This is a genomic window from Comamonas sp. E6 (assembly GCF_001010305.1).
In the GTDB taxonomy this organism is placed as follows: Bacteria; Pseudomonadota; Gammaproteobacteria; order Burkholderiales; family Burkholderiaceae_C; genus Comamonas; species Comamonas thiooxydans.
Genome location: NZ_BBXH01000012.1, coordinates 61,709 through 78,050 on the forward strand (window position 1 = coordinate 61,709; position 16,342 = coordinate 78,050).

Here is a 16,342-nt window from a genome sequence, read left to right on the forward strand (position 1 = left end):
ACCCATGCCACGCCGCTATCTGCTTGGCCGCATCGCACAGGCCGCCCTGGTGCTGTGGGCGGCTTTCACGGCCTCTTTCATCCTGCTGCAGCTGCTGCCGGGCGATGCCGTGCTGATCAAGTTCCTGAACCCCGAGCTGGGCCTGGGCCCGCAGGAAATCGCCGACATCCGCGCCGCCTATGGCGCCGACCAGCCCGTCTGGCAGCAATACCTGCACACGCTGGCTCAGTTCCTCACGGGCCATTTCGGCTACTCGCTGCAGGCCGGCGTGCCCGTGAGCCAGGGCCTGGCCACCAGTCTGCCGCCCACGCTGCGCCTGGCGGCCCTGGGCTTTTCCACGGCGGCGCTGCTGGCCATCGCTCTGGCGGCTGCGGCCAGCCTCGCGCCGCTGGCCTGGCTGCGCAATGCCCTGCAAGCCCTGCCCTCGGTCTTCGTCTCCGTGCCCGTTTTCTGGCTGGGCATCATGCTGATCCAGGTCCTGTCCTTCCGTCTGGGATGGATTCCCGTCATCAATCCCGGCCCCTGGGAAGGCCTGGTCCTTCCCACTCTCACGCTGGCCGTCCCCATTTCGGCGCCACTGGCCCAGATCCTGCTGCGCAATATCGACACCGCGCTGGCCCAGCCCTTCGTGGCCGTGGCGCGCGCCAAGGGCGCTTCTCGCGCCTGGGTACTGCTGCACCATGTGGCGCGCAATGCCTTGCTGCCGACCTTGACGATTGCCGGCGTGCTGTTCGGCGAGCTGCTGGCCGGCGCCGTGGTCACCGAGGCCGTGTTCGGCCTCAACGGCCTGGGAACGCTGACCCAGCAGGCCGTGGGCAACCAGGACACGGCCGTGCTCCAGGCCGTGGTCGTAGTCTCGGCAGCCGCCTTCGTGCTCATCAACCTCGCCGTGGACCTGCTCTACCCGCTGCTCGATCCTCGTTTGCGTCATTCTGTGGAGAACCGGGCATGAATACCGCCGTCTCGACCGCCATTCCCAAGCCCCTGGCATCCGGCGTCGCCTCCACCGCAGCGCCCAGGCTGGCGCCCCCGCCGGCACCGGCCGCAAAAAGCCTGCGCCCCGTCCTGATCGATCTGCAAAGGTTCAGGCGCCTGCCGCCCACGCTGGCCCTGGCCTGGCTGGTGATTGCCACGGCCGCGCTGTGGGCCCTGGTTCCGGGCTGGTTTGCCCATCAGAACCCCGTCGTCGGCCAGGCCGGCCAGCAACTGCTGGAGCCCGGCCTCGCGCACTGGCTGGGCACGGATGCGCTGGGGCGTGATCTCTGGGCCCGCGTAGTGCATGGCTCCGTGCACTCCTTGTCGGGCGCTTTCCTGGCCGTGGCCGTGGGCCTGGTGGCGGGCACGCTGATCGGCCTGCTGGCCGGTGCAGCGGGCGGCCGCGTCGATGACGCGCTGATGCGCCTCGTCGACGTGCTTCTGGCCGTGCCCTCGCTGCTGCTGTCGCTGACCATCATCATCTTGCTGGGCTTTGGCACCATCAATGCAGCCATCGCCGTGGGGGTGGCATCCGTCGCCGGCTTCGCGCGCCTGGTGCGCTCCGAGGTGGTACGCGTGCGCCGCTCGGACTATGTGGAGGCGGCCTTCGGCAGCGGCGGACGCTTTGCGGCCGTGCTGTGGCGCCATGTGCTGCCCAATTCGCTGACCTCGGTGGTGGCCCTGGCCGCGCTGCAGTTCGGCTCGGCCATCCTGTCGATTTCCACACTGGGCTTTCTGGGCTACGGCGCACCGCCGCCCACGCCCGAATGGGGCCTGCTGATCGCCGAAGGGCGCAACTACATCGCCACCGCCTGGTGGCTGACCACGGCGCCGGGCCTGGTCGTGGTGGCCGTGGTTCTGGCCGCCAACCGCATCGGCGCCTCCTTCGCGCGGAGGCCGGCATGAGCACCCTGCTGCAAGACCGCCCCGCCACTGCAATCCCTGCCGCAGCCGCCGCCCCGCTGCTCGAAGTCCAGGACCTGGTCATCGCCTACCGCGACCACAGCGGCCGGGAACAGCGCGTGGTCCACGGCCTGTCGTTTTCCGTGGCCCCCGGCGAGGTCGTGGCCCTGGTCGGTGAATCGGGCTCTGGCAAGACCACCACGGCCCAGGCCGTGATCGGGCTGCTCGCCGACAACGGGCGCCGCGAGCAAGGCAGCATCCGGCTGCAAGGCACCGAGGTCTCGGACTGGAGTGCTGCGCGCTGGAACAACATTCGCGGCCGCGTGATCAGCCTGGTGCCCCAGGATCCGACCACCTCGCTCAACCCCGTGCGCACCGTGGGCGACCAGGTCGGCGAAATCCTGCGCATTCACGGCTTGCGCGACCGCTCTGCCATCGAGGCGCGCGTGATCGACCTGCTGACCCGCGTGGGCCTGTCCCAGCCCGCCCTGCACGCGCGCCAGTATCCGCACGAGCTGTCGGGCGGCATGCGCCAACGCGTGCTGATCGCCATCGCCATCGCGCTGCGGCCTGCGCTGATCATCGCCGACGAGCCCACCAGCGCGCTGGATGTCACGGTACAGCGGCGCATCCTGGATCTGATCGACGAACTGCGCCGCGAAACCGGCACCGCCGTGCTGCTGGTCACCCACGACCTGGGCGTAGCGGCCGACCGCGCGCATCGCCTCATCGTCATGCAGGGCGGTCGCATCCAGGAACAAGGCCCGACACTGGAGCTTCTGCGCCATCCGCAAAGCGCCTATACACGCCGCTTGCTGTCGGACGCACCTTCGCTCACGCCCGCCCCCCGTCGCACACCGCCTGAGACGGCGGTTGCCACCGAGGACTGGGCCATCGAGGTCGAGGACCTGGTTCACGACTTCCATGCCCCCAGCCAGGGGCGCGGCATTTTCCGCGCCGTGGACGGCGTGTCGCTGCGCCTGCGCCGGGGCTCCACGCATGCCATCGTCGGCGAATCGGGCTCGGGCAAGACCACGACCATACGCGACATCGTGGGCCTGGCACGCCCTACATCGGGTCGCATCCGCATCGCCGGCGCCGAACTCACGGGCCTGCGCGGCGAGGCCCTGCGCCAGCTGCGGCGCAAGGTTCAGCTGGTCTACCAGAACCCGTTCAGCTCGCTGGACCCGCGCCAGCGTGTCTTCGACATCATCGAGGAGCCGCTGCTCAACTTCGAGCCGCTGCCGCCCCAGGAGCGCCGCCAGCGCGTGCTTGACATGCTCGAGCGCGTGGGCCTGCCGGCCGCCGTGCTCGAACGGCGCCCGCATGCGCTCTCGGGCGGCCAGCGCCAGCGCGTGGCGATTGCACGCGCCCTGGTGCTGCAACCGGAGGTGGTGGTGCTGGACGAGGCCGTCTCGGCCCTGGACGTGACCGTGCAGGCCCAGATCCTCGCCCTGCTCGCGCAGCTGCAGCAGGACCTGGGTCTGAGCTATCTCTTCATCTCGCACGACCTTGCCGTGGTGCGCCAGATCGCCGACACGGTGTCGGTGCTGCGCGCAGGCAAGGTGGTGGACGCGGGCAGCGTCGAGGACGTGTTCCTGCGCCCCACCAGCGACTACACGCGCGAACTCATGGACGCCATTCCCGGCAAAAGGAGCATTGATTTTGTCCCCCACCCCGCCTGACACTCTTGCTCGCGCGCGCCCGACCCCGCGCCTGGGCTTCTTCAGCCGCCTGCTCGATGAGGTACCGGCCGGCGAACGCTACCGCCTGGTCACCGAGCAGATCGCCCATGCCGAAGCCCAGGGCTTCGACTCGGCCTGGATCGCCCAGCATCATTTCCACGAAAGCGAGGGCGGCCTGCCCTCACCCTTTGTCTTTCTCTCGCATGTGGCGGCCCGCACGCGGCGCATCCGCCTGGGCACGGGCGTGGTCACGCTGCCGCTGGAAAACGCGCTGCGCGTGGCCGAGGATGCGGCCGTGCTGGACCTGCTCTCGAACGGCCGCCTCGAGGTGGGCCTGGGCACAGGCGGCACGGCGGAGTCCTTCGAGGCCTTCGGCGTCACAGGCAGCGAGCGCGGCGCAGTCTTTGCGCGCAATTTCGCCGTGCTGAGGGATGCCTGGGCCGGGCGCGAGCTGGCAGGCGGCGTGCGCCTGTACCCCGCAGCCCCGCAGTTGCTGGAGCGCGTCTGGCAGGCCACGTTCTCGGTCGAGGGCGGTGCACGCGCCGGTGCCAACGGGGACGGCTTGATGCTCTCGCGCACACAGCCCCGACCCGAAGGCCGCCCCCGCGCCACGCTGTCCGAGATACAGAACCCCATCATCGAAGCCTATCTCGCGGCCCTGCCCGCAGGACGCGCACCGCGCATCCTGGCTTCGCGCACCCTGCTGGTTTCCGACCAGCGCGCCCAGGCACTGCAATGGGCCGAGGCTGGTCTGCGCCGCGCGGCCCAGCGTCATGCGGCCCTGGCTTCATCCGCGTCCACGCAATGGGCAACGCGCGTCGATCCGCAGGCGCCGCTGCAGCAGCTCATTGAAGCCTACGACGTGCATGTGGGAACACCCGAGGAGGTGATCGCCTCGCTGCGCGCCGACACGGCGCTGACGCAAGCCACCGACATCGTGTTCCAGGTTCACTCCATCGACCCGCCGCACCAGGCCATTCTGCGCTCCATCGAGCTGACGGCAGCCGTCGTGGCACCAGCTCTGGGCTGGCGCCACGACGAGGCCCCCACCGGCGCTTCCCACCCCCTAGTCCGGACCGAACTGCTTCAAGCTGCATGACCATGAGCAACACCGCACAGACCCGCTTTCCCGAAGATGTAATCGACCATCTCGCCGATATCGCTGCCGGCAGCACGCTGGATCAGGTGCGCCGCCATCGCAGCGAGGCGCGCACCCAGGCCCAGCAGAGTTTTGCCGCCCTATTCACCCCCGCAGAGCCCATCTCAGGAACCGTCTCGCTGCGCGAGCGCCTGACGCTGGCCGCCTTCACGGCAGGCCTGCATGGCGAGCCCCGCAGCACGGCCTTCTACACACGCGCCCTGGCGGTCGAAGATGCCGATCTGGCCGGTGCCGTGAGCTCGGAAGTGGTGCGCGGGCGCGCTGCCAGCCTGCAGGCCGGCAGCGGTCCGCACGGCCCCTACGGGATCTATCCGGCCGGCCCCTTGAGCCGCGAGGACCAGAGCGGCCCCAGCTACGCCGTGGACCCGGCCCATGCGGCTTTGCTGGGCCCGCGCATGAGCGCCGCGCTGGCGCATGCCCATCTGCTGGCCTACCACCCACGCGATGCGAGTGCCCAGGCCTTGCTGGCGCTGCAGCAGGCCGGCTGGAGCGAGACCGATATCGTCATCCTGTCCCAGCTCGCCTCTTTTCTGTCCTTCCAGATCCGCCTCGTGGCGGGGCTGCGCGTGCTTGGCGCACGAGCAGCAGTCACCACGGCATCGTCCACCCTCGCCCTGCAAGCCCAGCCATGACCACCACGCACAACACCTCCCCTCAGGTCTTCACCCAGGAACAGCTCGACTGGCAGCCATGGATAGCTCCGCTGCAGGAGAGCGAGCTGAGCGAGCGCCACCATGCGGGCCTGGTGGACGCAGCGCGCGCGCGTTCACCCTATTTCCGGCTGCTGGCGCGCGACCCCGACACGCTGGGAGCACGCACTCGTACCGACAAGGACATCTTCTACAACCCCGACGCCGGCCTGCCGCGCGCCGAGCGCGAACTGGCAGCAGCTGCAACCTCACGCACCAACGGCTGCATCTACTGCGCTTCGGTACATGCGCGCTTTGCCACGCATTTCTCGCACCGCGCCGCCGATGTGCAGCGCCTGCTCGATGAAGGTCCGGGCACCGACCTGGGCTCGCGCTGGAATGCCATCGTTGCCGCCGCCGTGGCCTTGACGCAGACGCCGCCCGCACTGGAGTCCAGTCATATCGATGCGCTGCGCGCCGCCGGTCTCGACGATGCAGCCATCTCCGATGCGCTTCACGGCACGGCCTTCTTCAACTGGGCCAACCGGCTCATGCTGTCGCTGGGCGAGCCCCTGCGCACGAGCAGCTGACAGCGCAGCTCACCACAGCCCCAGCAGCTTCCACCAGACGCTGCCGACGACAGCGAAGATTAGCAGCTCCAGCACGCACATCGCAGCCCCCACGCGCCACCAGACACCCAGGGTCACATAGCCGCTGCCGAAGATGATGGGCGAGGTGCCGGTCGCGTAGTGCGTCAGCGTCATCATGATGGCCGAGCCGGCCGTCATCATCAGCATGAAGGGGACGACGTAGTCAGCTGGGATCAGCTGCGCCCCCACGGTCAGAAAGGCCAGCATCATGGCGCTGATATGGGCCGTGGTGCTGGCGAACAGATAGTGCGAGAAGACGAAAACGCCCACCAGAATGGCGGCCACGGGCAGCCAGTCCAGGCCGCTGGCGACGATGGCGCTCTTCAAGCCCTCGGCAAACCAGGCGACCACACCGAGCTTGTTGAGCTGCTCGGCCAGCATGACCAGGGAACCGAACCAGATCAGGGTGTCCCAGGCGCTTTTCTCGGACAGCACATCATCCCAATCGATGGTCCCCGTGATGATCAGGGCGAACAAACCGAGAAAAGCCACCACGGTCGGGTCCAGCGTGAACGCCGGGCCGAACAGCATTTGCGGCACATTCGCCCATAGCAGCAGCATCACGCCGAAGGTGCCGAGCATCACGCGCTCCTTGCCCGACAGCGGGCCCATGCGGGCCATTTCGGCACGCGCATACTCCACGGCATTGGGCGTGGCCTTGAGTTCGGGTGGCGACAGCAGATAGATCGCCAGCGGCATCAACAGCAGACACAGCAGCCCTGGCAGCAGCATGTACAGAGCCCAACTTGTCCAGCTCAGGTGCAGGGACTGACCCGTGGCCTTGGCCACCAAGTCCACGACCAGAGGATTGGGCGCCGTCGCGGTCAGGAACATGGCCGAGGTGATCGGATTGGAATGGTAGTTGACCAGCGCCAGATAGGTCCCGACCTTGCCTTGCGTTCCCTTGGCCGGGTCCGATTCAAAGGCGTTGGCGATGGACTTCATGATCGGGTGCACGATGCCGCCACCGCGTGCCGTGTTGCTGGGTGTGAACGGGGCCAGTACCAGCTCACAGATCGCGAGTCCGTAACCTATGCCTATGGTGCGCTTGCCCATCAGCGCAATGAACAGCAATCCGATGCGGTTGCCGAGCCCCGTCTTCTTGAGACCGCGCGAGATCAGAACCGCCACCACGATCAGCCAGATCAGGGGATTCGCAAAGCTGCTCAGCGCATCCGTGATCGCACCTTTGGACGAACTAGAGGTCACCTGAGACAGCGACACGATGACAATCGCCATCAATGCCATCACGCCTATGGGCATGACCTTGAGGATGATCGCCACGATGGTCGTCAGAAAGATGGCCACCAGTTGCCAGGCCTTGCTGTCCAGTCCCGCAGGCACCGGCGTCAGCAGCAGACCGGTCAGAACCAGGGTGGAAATCAGTGCAGGCACGACCCGAAATGGAACGACCGATTTGAAGTAACGGAACATCGAGACGATCTTCTCGAACATAGAAGTCCTTTTCTTTACCTGCAGCGCATCGAGACACCATACCTCAGCTCAGCAAAAGCCAGGAGTCCCCGACGGACATTGGCGCTCGGGTCACAGACTGGCATCATGATGCAGTGCCGCATGGCTTCGACTCCAGGCCGACTTTTACGTTGCCAAAGTTTGATCGACGGCAAGACTTGCAGAAGCAAAACCGATGGCAAGACCTCGTACATGCCAGTATTCAAGCATTGGGCACATGCCCATGGATTCAGCAGGAGAGACACTCTAAATGCCAGCGAACCGATTCCTGCCCGATGAATGGGAAAGCCGCCTTGAAGAAATAGATCTAGCGATACTGCATCAGGCTGCTATCTGCAAGATCCGGCTGCTCGACCCCGGTGCCGTCGAACGCGTGCTGGCCAACGATGCCGGCATCTGCGGTGCCGAACATGAGACGGCATTCAGGACCTTGCGCGGCCTGCTCTATCTGCACTACACCGAGGTACTGCATATCAGCGAGGTGCTGAGCCCGGAAATCGCCCAGGTGATCGCCAGCCGGGTGCGCGAGCATTTGAGCCGGCGCTCGGGCACAGCGCCGGGAGGGATGACGGGCTGATACCAGCGCTGCCGCCCTTCAATGGAAAATGGACAAAAAAAAGGTCACGACATTGTCGTGACCTTTTCAATTTGGTTGCGCGAGAAGGATTTGAACCTCCGACCTTTGGGTTATGAGCCCAACGAGCTACCAGACTGCTCCATCGCGCGGTATTTCCAAATTGTAGCAGGCTTTGCAGCCTGCCCTGGCTTATTCAGCTGCTGCAGCGGCTTCTTCAGCGCGCTCGACCAGCTCCACATAGGCCATGGGAGCGTTGTCGCCCACGCGGAAGCCCATCTTCAGGATACGTGTGTAGCCACCGGGACGCTGAGCGTTGCGGGGACCCAGCACGTTGAACAGCTTGGTCACGCTGTCGCGGTCGCGCAGACGGTCGAAAGCCAGACGGCGGTTAGCCACGGTATCAACCTTGGCCAGAGTGATCATGGGCTCGATGACGCGACGCAGTTCCTTGGCCTTGGGGACCGTGGTCTTGATTGCTTCGTGCTCGATCAGCGAGTTCATCATGTTCTGCAGCATTGCCTTGCGGTGTGCAGAAGTGCGGTTCAGTTTGCGGAGGCCGTTGCCGTGACGCATGGTGCTTTTCCTTTGCTCCCCGTTTTTATCCGGAGATCTTTTCTAAATTAAATCAGGCAGCCGTATCAGGTACTGCCCGAGGCACTTGGACTTTGCCGGATCAACTCCAGCAAAGTCTTTTATTGTAGCAATTAACGCTTTTCCAGGCCAGCGGGTGGCCAGTTTTCAAGCTTCATGCCCAGAGTCAGACCGCGGGAAGCCAGAACTTCCTTGATCTCGTTGAGCGACTTGCGACCCAGGTTGGGAGTCTTGAGCAGCTCGTTTTCGGTACGCTGGATGAGGTCACCGATGTAGTAGATGTTCTCTGCCTTGAGGCAGTTGGCAGAACGCACGGTGAGCTCGAGCTCGTCCACAGGACGCAGCAGGATGGGATCGAACGACGTGGCAGCGCCGCGGCCACCGGCAGGAGCGTCGAACACGCTGGCGATATCGCCACCGTCGAGCTGGGCAAACACTGCCAGCTGCTCCACCAGGATCTTGGCGGATGCACGCACTGCGTCTTCAGCGGTGATGGCACCGTTGGTTTCGATTTCCAGAACCAGCTTGTCCAGATCGGTACGCTGTTCCACACGTGCGGATTCGACAGCGTAGCTCACGCGCTTGACGGGCGAGAACGAAGCGTCGAGCACGATACGGCCGATCGACTTGGTCGATTCGTCACCGTAGCGGCGCACGTTGCCGGGCACATAGCCGCGGCCCTTTTCCACCTTGATCTGCATGTCCAGCTTGCCGCCTTGCGACAGATGGGCGATCACATGATCAGGGTTGACGATTTCTACGTCGTGGGGGGTCTGAATGTCACGGGCAGTGACAACACCTTCGCCATCCTTGCGCAGGCTCAGGGTGACTTCGTCACGATTGTGCAGCTTGAACACCACACCCTTGAGGTTCAGCAGGATGTTGGTCACATCTTCCTGGACACCGTCGATGGAGGAGTACTCATGCAGCACCCCAGCAATCGTCACTTCCGTCGCTGCGTAACCCACCATGGAGGAGAGCAGAACACGGCGCAGGGCATTGCCCAGCGTATGACCGTAGCCACGCTCAAACGGCTCCAGAACAACCTTGGCACGGTTGTGACCAAGTTGCTCGACATTGATTGTCTTGGGCTTCAGCAAATTCGTTTGCATGCAGACTTCCTCTCAATACCCTCGGCTCGTTACACCGGTAAGGCTGGTGAAGCACCCACGGCGCGATGCCTCGCGCCGTGGGGACGGTTTACAGAAATGTCGCTGCTAAAGATTAACGCGAGTACAACTCAACGATCAGGGATTCGTTGATGTCAGCTGCGAATTCATCGCGGTCAGGAGACTTCTTGAAAGTACCTTCTGCCTTGTCAGCAGACACTTCAACCCATGCGGGGAAGCCCACTTGAGCAGCCAGTTGCAGAGCCTCGACCACGCGAGCTTGCTTCTTGGACTTTTCACGCAGGGCAACCACGTCGCCTTCCTTCACGGAGAAAGAAGGAATGTTCACGGACTGGCCGTTCACAGTGATAGCCTTGTGCGACACCAGCTGACGTGCTTCAGCGCGAGTGGAGCCGAAGCCCATGCGGTACACGACGTTGTCCAGACGCGATTCCAGCAGCGACAGCAGGTTGGCACCAGTGTTGCCACGCTTGCGGTCAGCAGCTTCGAAGTAGCGGCGGAATTGCTTCTCCAGCACGCCGTACATGCGCTTGACCTTCTGCTTTTCGCGCAGTTGCAGACCGTAGTCGGAAGTGCGCTGACCGGAAGTGCGGCCATGCTGACCAGGCTTGGTGTCGAACTTTGCCTTGTCTGCGATGGAGCGACGTGCGCTCTTCAGGAACAGATCGGTGCCTTCGCGGCGGGAGAGTTTTGCCTTAGGGCCAATATAGCGTGCCACTTGATTTCCTTTGTGTCATCTACCGTGCGCAAACACGGGAGCCGCCCGCGATGCAAATGCACCTGGGCGGCGGTGGGCTTGATAAAAAATTAGATACGACGACGCTTTTGAGGGCGGCAGCCGTTGTGGGGAACCGGAGTCACGTCCGAGATGGAAGTGATACGGATACCCAGAGCACCCAGGGCGCGAACCGAGGATTCACGGCCAGGACCGGGACCCTTGATTTCGACTTCCAGGTTCTTGATGCCCTGTTCGATAGCAGCACGACCGGCCACTTCCGAAGCAACCTGAGCAGCAAAGGGAGTCGACTTACGCGAACCCTTGAAGCCCTGGCCACCCGACGAAGCCCACGACAGAGCGTTGCCTTGACGGTCGGTGATGGTGATGATCGTGTTGTTGAACGAAGCGTGCACGTGCGCGATGCCGTCAGAAATATTCTTACGGACCTTCTTGCGAACGCGAGCAGCTGCGTTGTTTGCGGGAGACTTAGCCATAATGATCTTTCAATCTCTTATTTCTTCAGAGCCGCAGCACCCTTGCGCGGACCCTTGCGAGTACGGGCGTTTGTGCGGGTACGTTGACCGCGCATGGGCAGGCCGCGACGATGACGGAAACCGCGGTAGCAACCGATGTCCATCAAGCGCTTGATGTTCATCGTGGTTTCGCGACGCAGATCACCTTCCAGAGTCATGGGATTCAGGAAGTCACGGATCTTTTCCAGATCAGCGTCCGTCAGGTCCTTGACCTTCTTGGAATACTCGATACCGCATGCTTCGCAGATCTTGCGAGCTGTAGTGCGACCGATGCCATAGATGGCAGTCAGGCCGATTTCAGCATGCTTGTGCGGCGGGATGTTAATGCCAGCAATACGTGCCATATTAGTCCTCTAATGCTTTCAATCAACCTTGGCGCTGCTTGTGGCGCTGGTCAGTGCAGATCACGCGCACAACACCTTTGCGGCGGATGATCTTGCAGTTACGGCAGATTTTCTTGACCGAAGCCGAAACTCTCATTCTTTTCTCCTAAAACTTTCCATCCACTATCGGCCTATCGACCGGGAAACATTGCCCGCGATAGATCGATGGGCGTCTACTAACTTTTGGCAGGCTGCCCCCTTGGGCAGCCTTGTCATCAAATACCAGCCTTAAAGTTCGCTTTTTTCAGGAGCGACTCGTATTGCTGCGACATCACGTAGTTCTGCACTTGCGCCATGAAGTCCATTGTCACGACCACAATGATCAGCAACGATGTACCACCGAAGTAGAACGGAACGTTGTACTTCAGGATCAGGAATTCGGGCAACAAGCACACGAAGGTAATGTAGATCGCGCCAGCCAGGGTCAGGCGAACCAGAATCTTGTCAATGTAGCGGGCTGTCTGTTCGCCAGGACGAATCCCGGGGATGAAAGCGCCACTCTTCTTCAGGTTGTCGGCAGTTTCCCGGCTGTTGAAAACCAGGGCCGTATAGAAGAAGCAGAAGAAAATGATCGCGGCAGCATAAAGGATGACATAGATTGGCTGACCAGGGGTCAACGTGCTCGCAATATCCTTCAGCCAGCGCATGGATTCTCCTGCACTGAACCAATTCACCACCGTAGCGGGCAGCAAGATGATCGACGAAGCGAAGATGGGAGGAATCACACCTGCCATGTTCAGCTTCAGTGGCAAGTGCGAAGACTGACCACCGTACACCTTGTTGCCGACTTGCCGGCGTGCGTAATTCACCAAGATCTTGCGTTGACCTCGTTCGACATACACGACGAAATACGTCACGGCTGCCACAACGAGAACAATGAAGATTGCCGCCAGAATGCTCATGGCACCGGTGCGCACCAGTTCCAGCAGACCGCCGATGGAGCTCGGCAGGCCTGCGGCGATACCGCCAAAGATCAGTATCGAGATACCGTTGCCCAGACCACGTTCAGTGATCTGTTCACCGAGCCACATCAGGAACAGGGTACCGGCCGTGAGACTGACCACCGCAGTCATGCGGAAGCCAAAACCAGGGTTCAGAACCAAGCCTGCGGAGCTTTCCAGGGCAACAGCAATTCCCAAGGACTGAAACAGCGCCAGGCCCAGAGTGCCGTAGCGGGTGTACTGGGTAATCTTGCGACGACCCGCTTCACCTTCCTTTTTCATCTGCTCGAATGTCGGGACCACGTAGGTCATGAGCTGCATGATGATCGATGCCGAGATGTACGGCATGATCCCCAGTGCGAACACTGTGAAGCGCGAGAGCGCTCCACCCGAGAACATATTGAACAGATTGAGAATGCCGCCCTGCTGGCCAGAGAACAGCTGCTGCAGCTGCGCTGGGTCGATGCCCGGAACGGGGATATGCGCCCCGATGCGGTATACGACCAGCGCAAGCAACAGAAAAACCAGACGACGACGCAGGTCGCCGAATTTTCCAGTCTTTGCAATTTGAGCTGCGCTAGTAGCCACGGATGTCTTCTTTCAGAACTTTAATCAGGCGATGCTGCCACCGGCAGCTTCGATGGCAGCCTTGGCACCGGCGGTAGCGCCGATACCATTGAGCTTGACAGCCTTAGTCAGTTCACCGCTCTTGATGATCTTCACGACCTTAGCGATAGAGCCAACCAGACCGGCTTGCTTCAGAGCAGCCAGATCGACTTCGGCCAGGCCGAGCTTATCCAGCTCGGACAGGGTCACTTCTGCATTGAACTTCAGCAGATGCGACTTGAAGCCACGCTTGGGCAGGCGACGCTGCAGAGGCATTTGACCGCCTTCGAAGCCCACCTTGTGGTAGCCACCCGAACGCGACTTCTGACCCTTGTGACCGCGACCGGCAGTCTTACCCAGACCAGAACCGATACCGCGACCCACGCGACGCTTAGCGTGCTTGGCGCCGTCTGCAGGCTTGATGCTATTGAGTTCCATCATCAATCCTTTCAGAGAACCTTCACCAAGTAGGCGATCTTGTTAATCATGCCGCGCACTTCAGGAGTGTCCTGCAGTTCGCTGACGCTGTTCAGCTTGCGCAGACCCAGGCCACGCACAGTCGCACGGTGCGACTCTTTGGTGCCGATGGGGCTACGAACCAGCTGAATCTTGACAGTTTGTTGTGTTGTCATGTGCTGGACTCCGATCAGGCGGTGAAGATGTCTTCGACCGACTTGCCGCGCTTTGCTGCCACGTTCGCAGGGGTCGTGGAGTTCTTCAAAGCGTCGAAAGTTGCGCGAACCATGTTGTAGGGGTTCGACGAACCGTGGCTCTTGGCCACGATGTCGGTGATACCCACCACTTCAAAAACAGCGCGCATAGGGCCGCCAGCGATGATGCCGGTACCCTTGGGAGCTGGGTGCAGCTCGACCTTGGCAGCGCCGTGATGGCCCTTCACCGAGTGGTGAATGGTGCCGCTCTTGAGTGCAACCTTCATCAGGTTGCGACGGCATTCTTCCATCGCTTTTTGCACGGCAGCAGGCACTTCCTTGGACTTGCCCTTACCCATGCCAACGCGACCGTCACCGTCGCCAACCACGGTCAGTGCAGCGAAGCCGAGAATACGACCGCCCTTCACAACCTTGGTGACGCGGTTGACCGCGATCATTTTTTCGCGCAGACCGTCGTCACGACCTTCGTCTTGCACTTTGGGGGAAAATTTAGCCATTTGTATCCGCTCCGCTTAGAACTGCAGGCCCGCTTCGCGAGCGGCTTCTGCCAAAGCCTTCACGCGGCCGTGGTATGCAAAACCGGCGCGGTCGAAAGCCACTTTCTCAACGCCAGCAGCCTTAGCCTTCTCAGCAATGCGCTTGCCGATCAGCGTGGCGGCGGCCACGTTGCCACCCTTGCCAGCGGCGCCGAGTTGCGAACGCACTTCGACTTCTGCAGTGGAGGCCGAAGCCAGCACGGTAGTGCCGTCTTCCGAAACCACGGAGGCGTAGATATGGAGATTGGTGCGGTTCACGCTCAGACGTGCAACGCCTTGCTGGGCAATGCGGATGCGAGTCTGACGGGCACGGCGCAGACGCTGCTCTTTCTTGTTCAACATCATGCAGCTCCTTACTTCTTCTTGGTCTCTTTGATCACGACCTTCTCATTCGCATAGCGAATGCCCTTGCCCTTGTAAGGCTCGGGAGGACGAACGGCACGGATCTCAGCAGCCAATTGACCGACCACTTGACGGTCAGCACCCTTGATCACGATTTCAGTCGGAGTGGGGGTAGCGACAGTGATGCCGGCAGGCATCTCGAAGTTGACGGGGTGCGAGAAGCCCACAGCCAGGTTCAGCTTGGAACCTTGTGCAGCGGCCTTGTAGCCCACGCCAATCAGCGTCAGCTTCTTCTCGAAGCCTTCAGTCACGCCCTTGACCATGTTGTTGACCAGCTGGCGGATGGTACCGGCCAGAGCGTCAGCTTCACGGGAATCGTTGGCGGGAGCAAAGGACAGCTTGCCGTCGTTGTTGCCGATGGTCACCAGGCCGTTCAGAGCCAGCGACAGATCGCCGCCCTTGCCCTTGACCTTGATGGTTTCAGCGTTGATGGACACATCCACACCTGCGGGGATGGTCACAATAGCTTTTGCTACGCGAGACATTTCAGTATTTCTCCTTAATGTCCGTTAGGCCACATAGCACAGCACTTCACCGCCGATACCGGCAGCACGTGCTTTGCGATCAGTCATCACGCCCTTGGGAGTAGTGACGATGGCCACACCCAGGCCGTTCTGGACCTGAGGAATTGCGTGACGACCCTTGTACACGCGCAGGCCGGGACGGCTCACACGTTCGATACGCTCGATCACAGGGCGACCGGCGTAGTACTTCAGGGTAATTTCGAGTTCGGACTTGCCACCTTCGGACTTCACTTCGAAGCCGTCGATATAGCCTTCTTCCTTCAGCACTTGTGCGATGGCAACCTTCACCTTGGAGGAAGGAGCCGACACAGTGGCCTTGGAGACCAGTTGTGCATTGCGGATGCGGGTCAGCAAGTCAGCGATGGGATCACTCATGCTCATGTTTAATCTCTCCTGCTTGCTTACCAGCTGGCCTTGGTGACACCGGGGATGTCGCCAGCAAAGGCCAATTCACGCACCTTGGCACGACCCAGACCGAATTGGCGGAAGGTACCGCGAGGACGGCCAGTGATCTCGCAACGGTTACGCTGGCGAGTGGGGTTCGAGTTACGGGGCAGCTTCTGCAGACCCAGGCGAGCGGCGTCGCGCTCTTCGTCGGAACGCTTCACGTCGCCGGCGATTGCCTTCAGTTCTGCATACTTGGCAGCATACTTGGCTGCCAGCTTTTCGCGCTTCAGTTCGCGCTGAATCATTGCTACTTTAGCCATGCGCCACCTCAGTTCTTGAAGGGGAATTTGAAAGCGGCGAGCAGTGCCTTGCACTCTTCGTCGTTCTTCGCTGTTGTCGTGATGCTGATGTTCAGACCACGCAGAGCGTCCACCTTGTCGTACTCGATTTCGGGGAAGATGATTTGTTCTTTGACGCCAACGTTGTAGTTGCCGCGACCGTCGAACGAACGACCCGAGATACCACGGAAGTCACGCACGCGGGGCAGAGCCACGGTCACGAAACGGTCCAGGAATTCGTACATCTGAACGCCACGCAGGGTCACCATGCAGCCGATAGCTTGGCCTTCGCGGATCTTGAAACCAGCGATAGCCTTCTTGGCCTTGGTCACCACAGGCTTCTGACCAGCAATCTTGGTCAGGTCAGCCACGGCGTTGTCCATCACCTTCTTGTCGGCCACGGCTTCGCTCACACCCATGTTCAGAGTGATCTTGGTCAGACGGGGCACTTCCATAGCGGAGGTGTAGCCGAACTTTTCTTTCAGTTCAGCCGCGATCTTTTCGCGATAGAGTTTTTGCAGTCGTGCCATG

Annotated in this window: 23 protein-coding genes and 1 tRNA gene; 7 read left to right on the plus strand and 17 right to left on the minus strand. The window is 61.9% G+C overall.

Going from position 1 to position 16,342, the window contains the following annotated elements; genetic code table 11:
* Positions 1–4: 4 nt before the first annotated feature.
* Genes CSE6_RS11275 through CSE6_RS11300 form a run of 6 tightly spaced genes read left to right on the plus strand, consistent with a single transcriptional unit; the run spans position 5 to position 5,941 of the window.
* Positions 5–952, plus strand: a complete 948-nt coding sequence (locus CSE6_RS11275; RefSeq protein ID WP_034355003.1) for an ABC transporter permease — start codon at positions 5–7, stop codon at positions 950–952.
* On the plus strand, positions 949–1,881 hold the full coding sequence (locus CSE6_RS11280) for an ABC transporter permease (protein ID WP_059440564.1): 933 nt from the start codon (positions 949–951) through the stop codon (positions 1,879–1,881). The genes CSE6_RS11275 and CSE6_RS11280 overlap by 4 nt, the downstream gene beginning before the upstream one ends.
* On the plus strand, positions 1,878–3,563 hold the full coding sequence (locus CSE6_RS11285; RefSeq protein ID WP_059440565.1) for an ABC transporter ATP-binding protein: 1,686 nt from the start codon (positions 1,878–1,880) through the stop codon (positions 3,561–3,563). Before CSE6_RS11280 ends, CSE6_RS11285 begins: the two co-directional genes overlap by 4 nt.
* Entirely contained in the window at positions 3,544–4,662 is a 1,119-nt protein-coding gene (locus CSE6_RS11290) for a putative FMN-dependent luciferase-like monooxygenase (RefSeq protein ID WP_059440566.1), read from the plus strand. Before CSE6_RS11285 ends, CSE6_RS11290 begins: the two co-directional genes overlap by 20 nt.
* Positions 4,659–5,354, plus strand: coding sequence for a CMD domain protein (locus tag CSE6_RS11295; protein ID WP_059440567.1), 696 nt, complete (start codon positions 4,659–4,661; stop codon positions 5,352–5,354). The genes CSE6_RS11290 and CSE6_RS11295 overlap by 4 nt, the downstream gene beginning before the upstream one ends.
* A complete protein-coding gene (locus CSE6_RS11300) occupies positions 5,351–5,941 on the plus strand; it encodes an alkylhydroperoxidase domain protein (protein WP_034395849.1) in 591 nt (196 codons plus the stop codon). The genes CSE6_RS11295 and CSE6_RS11300 overlap by 4 nt, the downstream gene beginning before the upstream one ends.
* A 9-nt stretch (positions 5,942–5,950) precedes the next feature.
* On the opposite strand, the gene CSE6_RS11305 is transcribed toward CSE6_RS11300, so the two are convergent.
* Positions 5,951–7,456 carry a DASS family sodium-coupled anion symporter gene (locus CSE6_RS11305; protein WP_059440568.1) on the minus strand — a complete coding sequence of 502 codons (1,506 nt, stop codon included), beginning with the start codon at positions 7,454–7,456 and terminating at the stop codon, positions 5,951–5,953.
* Positions 7,457–7,724: 268 nt separating this feature from the next.
* Here CSE6_RS11305 and CSE6_RS11310 point away from each other — a divergent pair, with 268 nt between their 5' ends.
* A complete protein-coding gene (locus CSE6_RS11310) occupies positions 7,725–8,051 on the plus strand; it encodes a hypothetical protein (protein ID WP_034355023.1) in 327 nt (108 codons plus the stop codon).
* Between the two features lie 72 nt (positions 8,052–8,123).
* On the opposite strand, the gene CSE6_RS11315 is transcribed toward CSE6_RS11310, so the two are convergent.
* The 16 genes from CSE6_RS11315 to rplE form a co-directional block, all read right to left on the minus strand.
* Positions 8,124–8,200 (minus strand) — tRNA-Met (locus CSE6_RS11315).
* Positions 8,201–8,240: 40 nt separating this feature from the next.
* Entirely contained in the window at positions 8,241–8,624 is a 384-nt protein-coding gene (rplQ, locus tag CSE6_RS11320; protein ID WP_003050544.1) for a 50S ribosomal protein L17, read from the minus strand.
* 131 nt (positions 8,625–8,755) lie between these two features.
* A complete protein-coding gene (gene rpoA, locus CSE6_RS11325; protein ID WP_003050542.1) occupies positions 8,756–9,754 on the minus strand; it encodes a DNA-directed RNA polymerase subunit alpha in 999 nt (332 codons plus the stop codon).
* A 112-nt stretch (positions 9,755–9,866) separates the two neighbouring features.
* Positions 9,867–10,490, minus strand: coding sequence for a 30S ribosomal protein S4 (gene rpsD, locus CSE6_RS11330; RefSeq protein ID WP_003068426.1), 624 nt, complete (start codon positions 10,488–10,490; stop codon positions 9,867–9,869).
* An 89-nt stretch (positions 10,491–10,579) separates the two neighbouring features.
* Positions 10,580–10,984, minus strand: coding sequence for a 30S ribosomal protein S11 (gene rpsK / locus CSE6_RS11335; RefSeq protein WP_003050538.1), 405 nt, complete (start codon positions 10,982–10,984; stop codon positions 10,580–10,582).
* A 17-nt stretch (positions 10,985–11,001) separates the two neighbouring features.
* Positions 11,002–11,367 carry a 30S ribosomal protein S13 gene (gene rpsM, locus CSE6_RS11340; protein ID WP_003068424.1) on the minus strand — a complete coding sequence of 122 codons (366 nt, stop codon included), beginning with the start codon at positions 11,365–11,367 and terminating at the stop codon, positions 11,002–11,004.
* A gap of 22 nt (positions 11,368–11,389) precedes the next feature.
* The gene (gene rpmJ, locus CSE6_RS11345) at positions 11,390–11,503 is read right to left on the minus strand and encodes a 50S ribosomal protein L36 (RefSeq protein ID WP_003050535.1); all 114 of its coding nucleotides are present in this window, start codon (positions 11,501–11,503) and stop codon (positions 11,390–11,392) included.
* Between the two features lie 118 nt (positions 11,504–11,621).
* Positions 11,622–12,935, minus strand: a complete 1,314-nt coding sequence (secY, locus tag CSE6_RS11350) for a preprotein translocase subunit SecY (RefSeq protein ID WP_003050520.1) — start codon at positions 12,933–12,935, stop codon at positions 11,622–11,624.
* Between the two features lie 24 nt (positions 12,936–12,959).
* The gene (rplO, locus tag CSE6_RS11355; RefSeq protein ID WP_003050519.1) at positions 12,960–13,391 is read right to left on the minus strand and encodes a 50S ribosomal protein L15; all 432 of its coding nucleotides are present in this window, start codon (positions 13,389–13,391) and stop codon (positions 12,960–12,962) included.
* An 11-nt stretch (positions 13,392–13,402) separates the two neighbouring features.
* Complete coding sequence (gene rpmD, locus CSE6_RS11360; protein ID WP_003050517.1) at positions 13,403–13,585, minus strand: 50S ribosomal protein L30; 183 nt, start codon at positions 13,583–13,585, stop codon at positions 13,403–13,405.
* 14 nt (positions 13,586–13,599) lie between these two features.
* Complete coding sequence (gene rpsE / locus CSE6_RS11365; protein WP_003050515.1) at positions 13,600–14,121, minus strand: 30S ribosomal protein S5; 522 nt, start codon at positions 14,119–14,121, stop codon at positions 13,600–13,602.
* A 15-nt stretch (positions 14,122–14,136) separates the two neighbouring features.
* The gene (gene rplR / locus CSE6_RS11370) at positions 14,137–14,502 is read right to left on the minus strand and encodes a 50S ribosomal protein L18 (protein WP_003050513.1); all 366 of its coding nucleotides are present in this window, start codon (positions 14,500–14,502) and stop codon (positions 14,137–14,139) included.
* Between the two features lie 11 nt (positions 14,503–14,513).
* Complete coding sequence (rplF, locus tag CSE6_RS11375; RefSeq protein ID WP_003068417.1) at positions 14,514–15,047, minus strand: 50S ribosomal protein L6; 534 nt, start codon at positions 15,045–15,047, stop codon at positions 14,514–14,516.
* A gap of 24 nt (positions 15,048–15,071) precedes the next feature.
* Positions 15,072–15,467, minus strand: a complete 396-nt coding sequence (rpsH, locus tag CSE6_RS11380) for a 30S ribosomal protein S8 (RefSeq protein WP_003050510.1) — start codon at positions 15,465–15,467, stop codon at positions 15,072–15,074.
* Between the two features lie 20 nt (positions 15,468–15,487).
* On the minus strand, positions 15,488–15,793 hold the full coding sequence (gene rpsN / locus CSE6_RS11385) for a 30S ribosomal protein S14 (protein ID WP_003050509.1): 306 nt from the start codon (positions 15,791–15,793) through the stop codon (positions 15,488–15,490).
* A gap of 8 nt (positions 15,794–15,801) precedes the next feature.
* Complete coding sequence (rplE, locus tag CSE6_RS11390; RefSeq protein ID WP_003050507.1) at positions 15,802–16,341, minus strand: 50S ribosomal protein L5; 540 nt, start codon at positions 16,339–16,341, stop codon at positions 15,802–15,804.
* Between the last annotated feature and the right edge of the window lies 1 nt (position 16,342).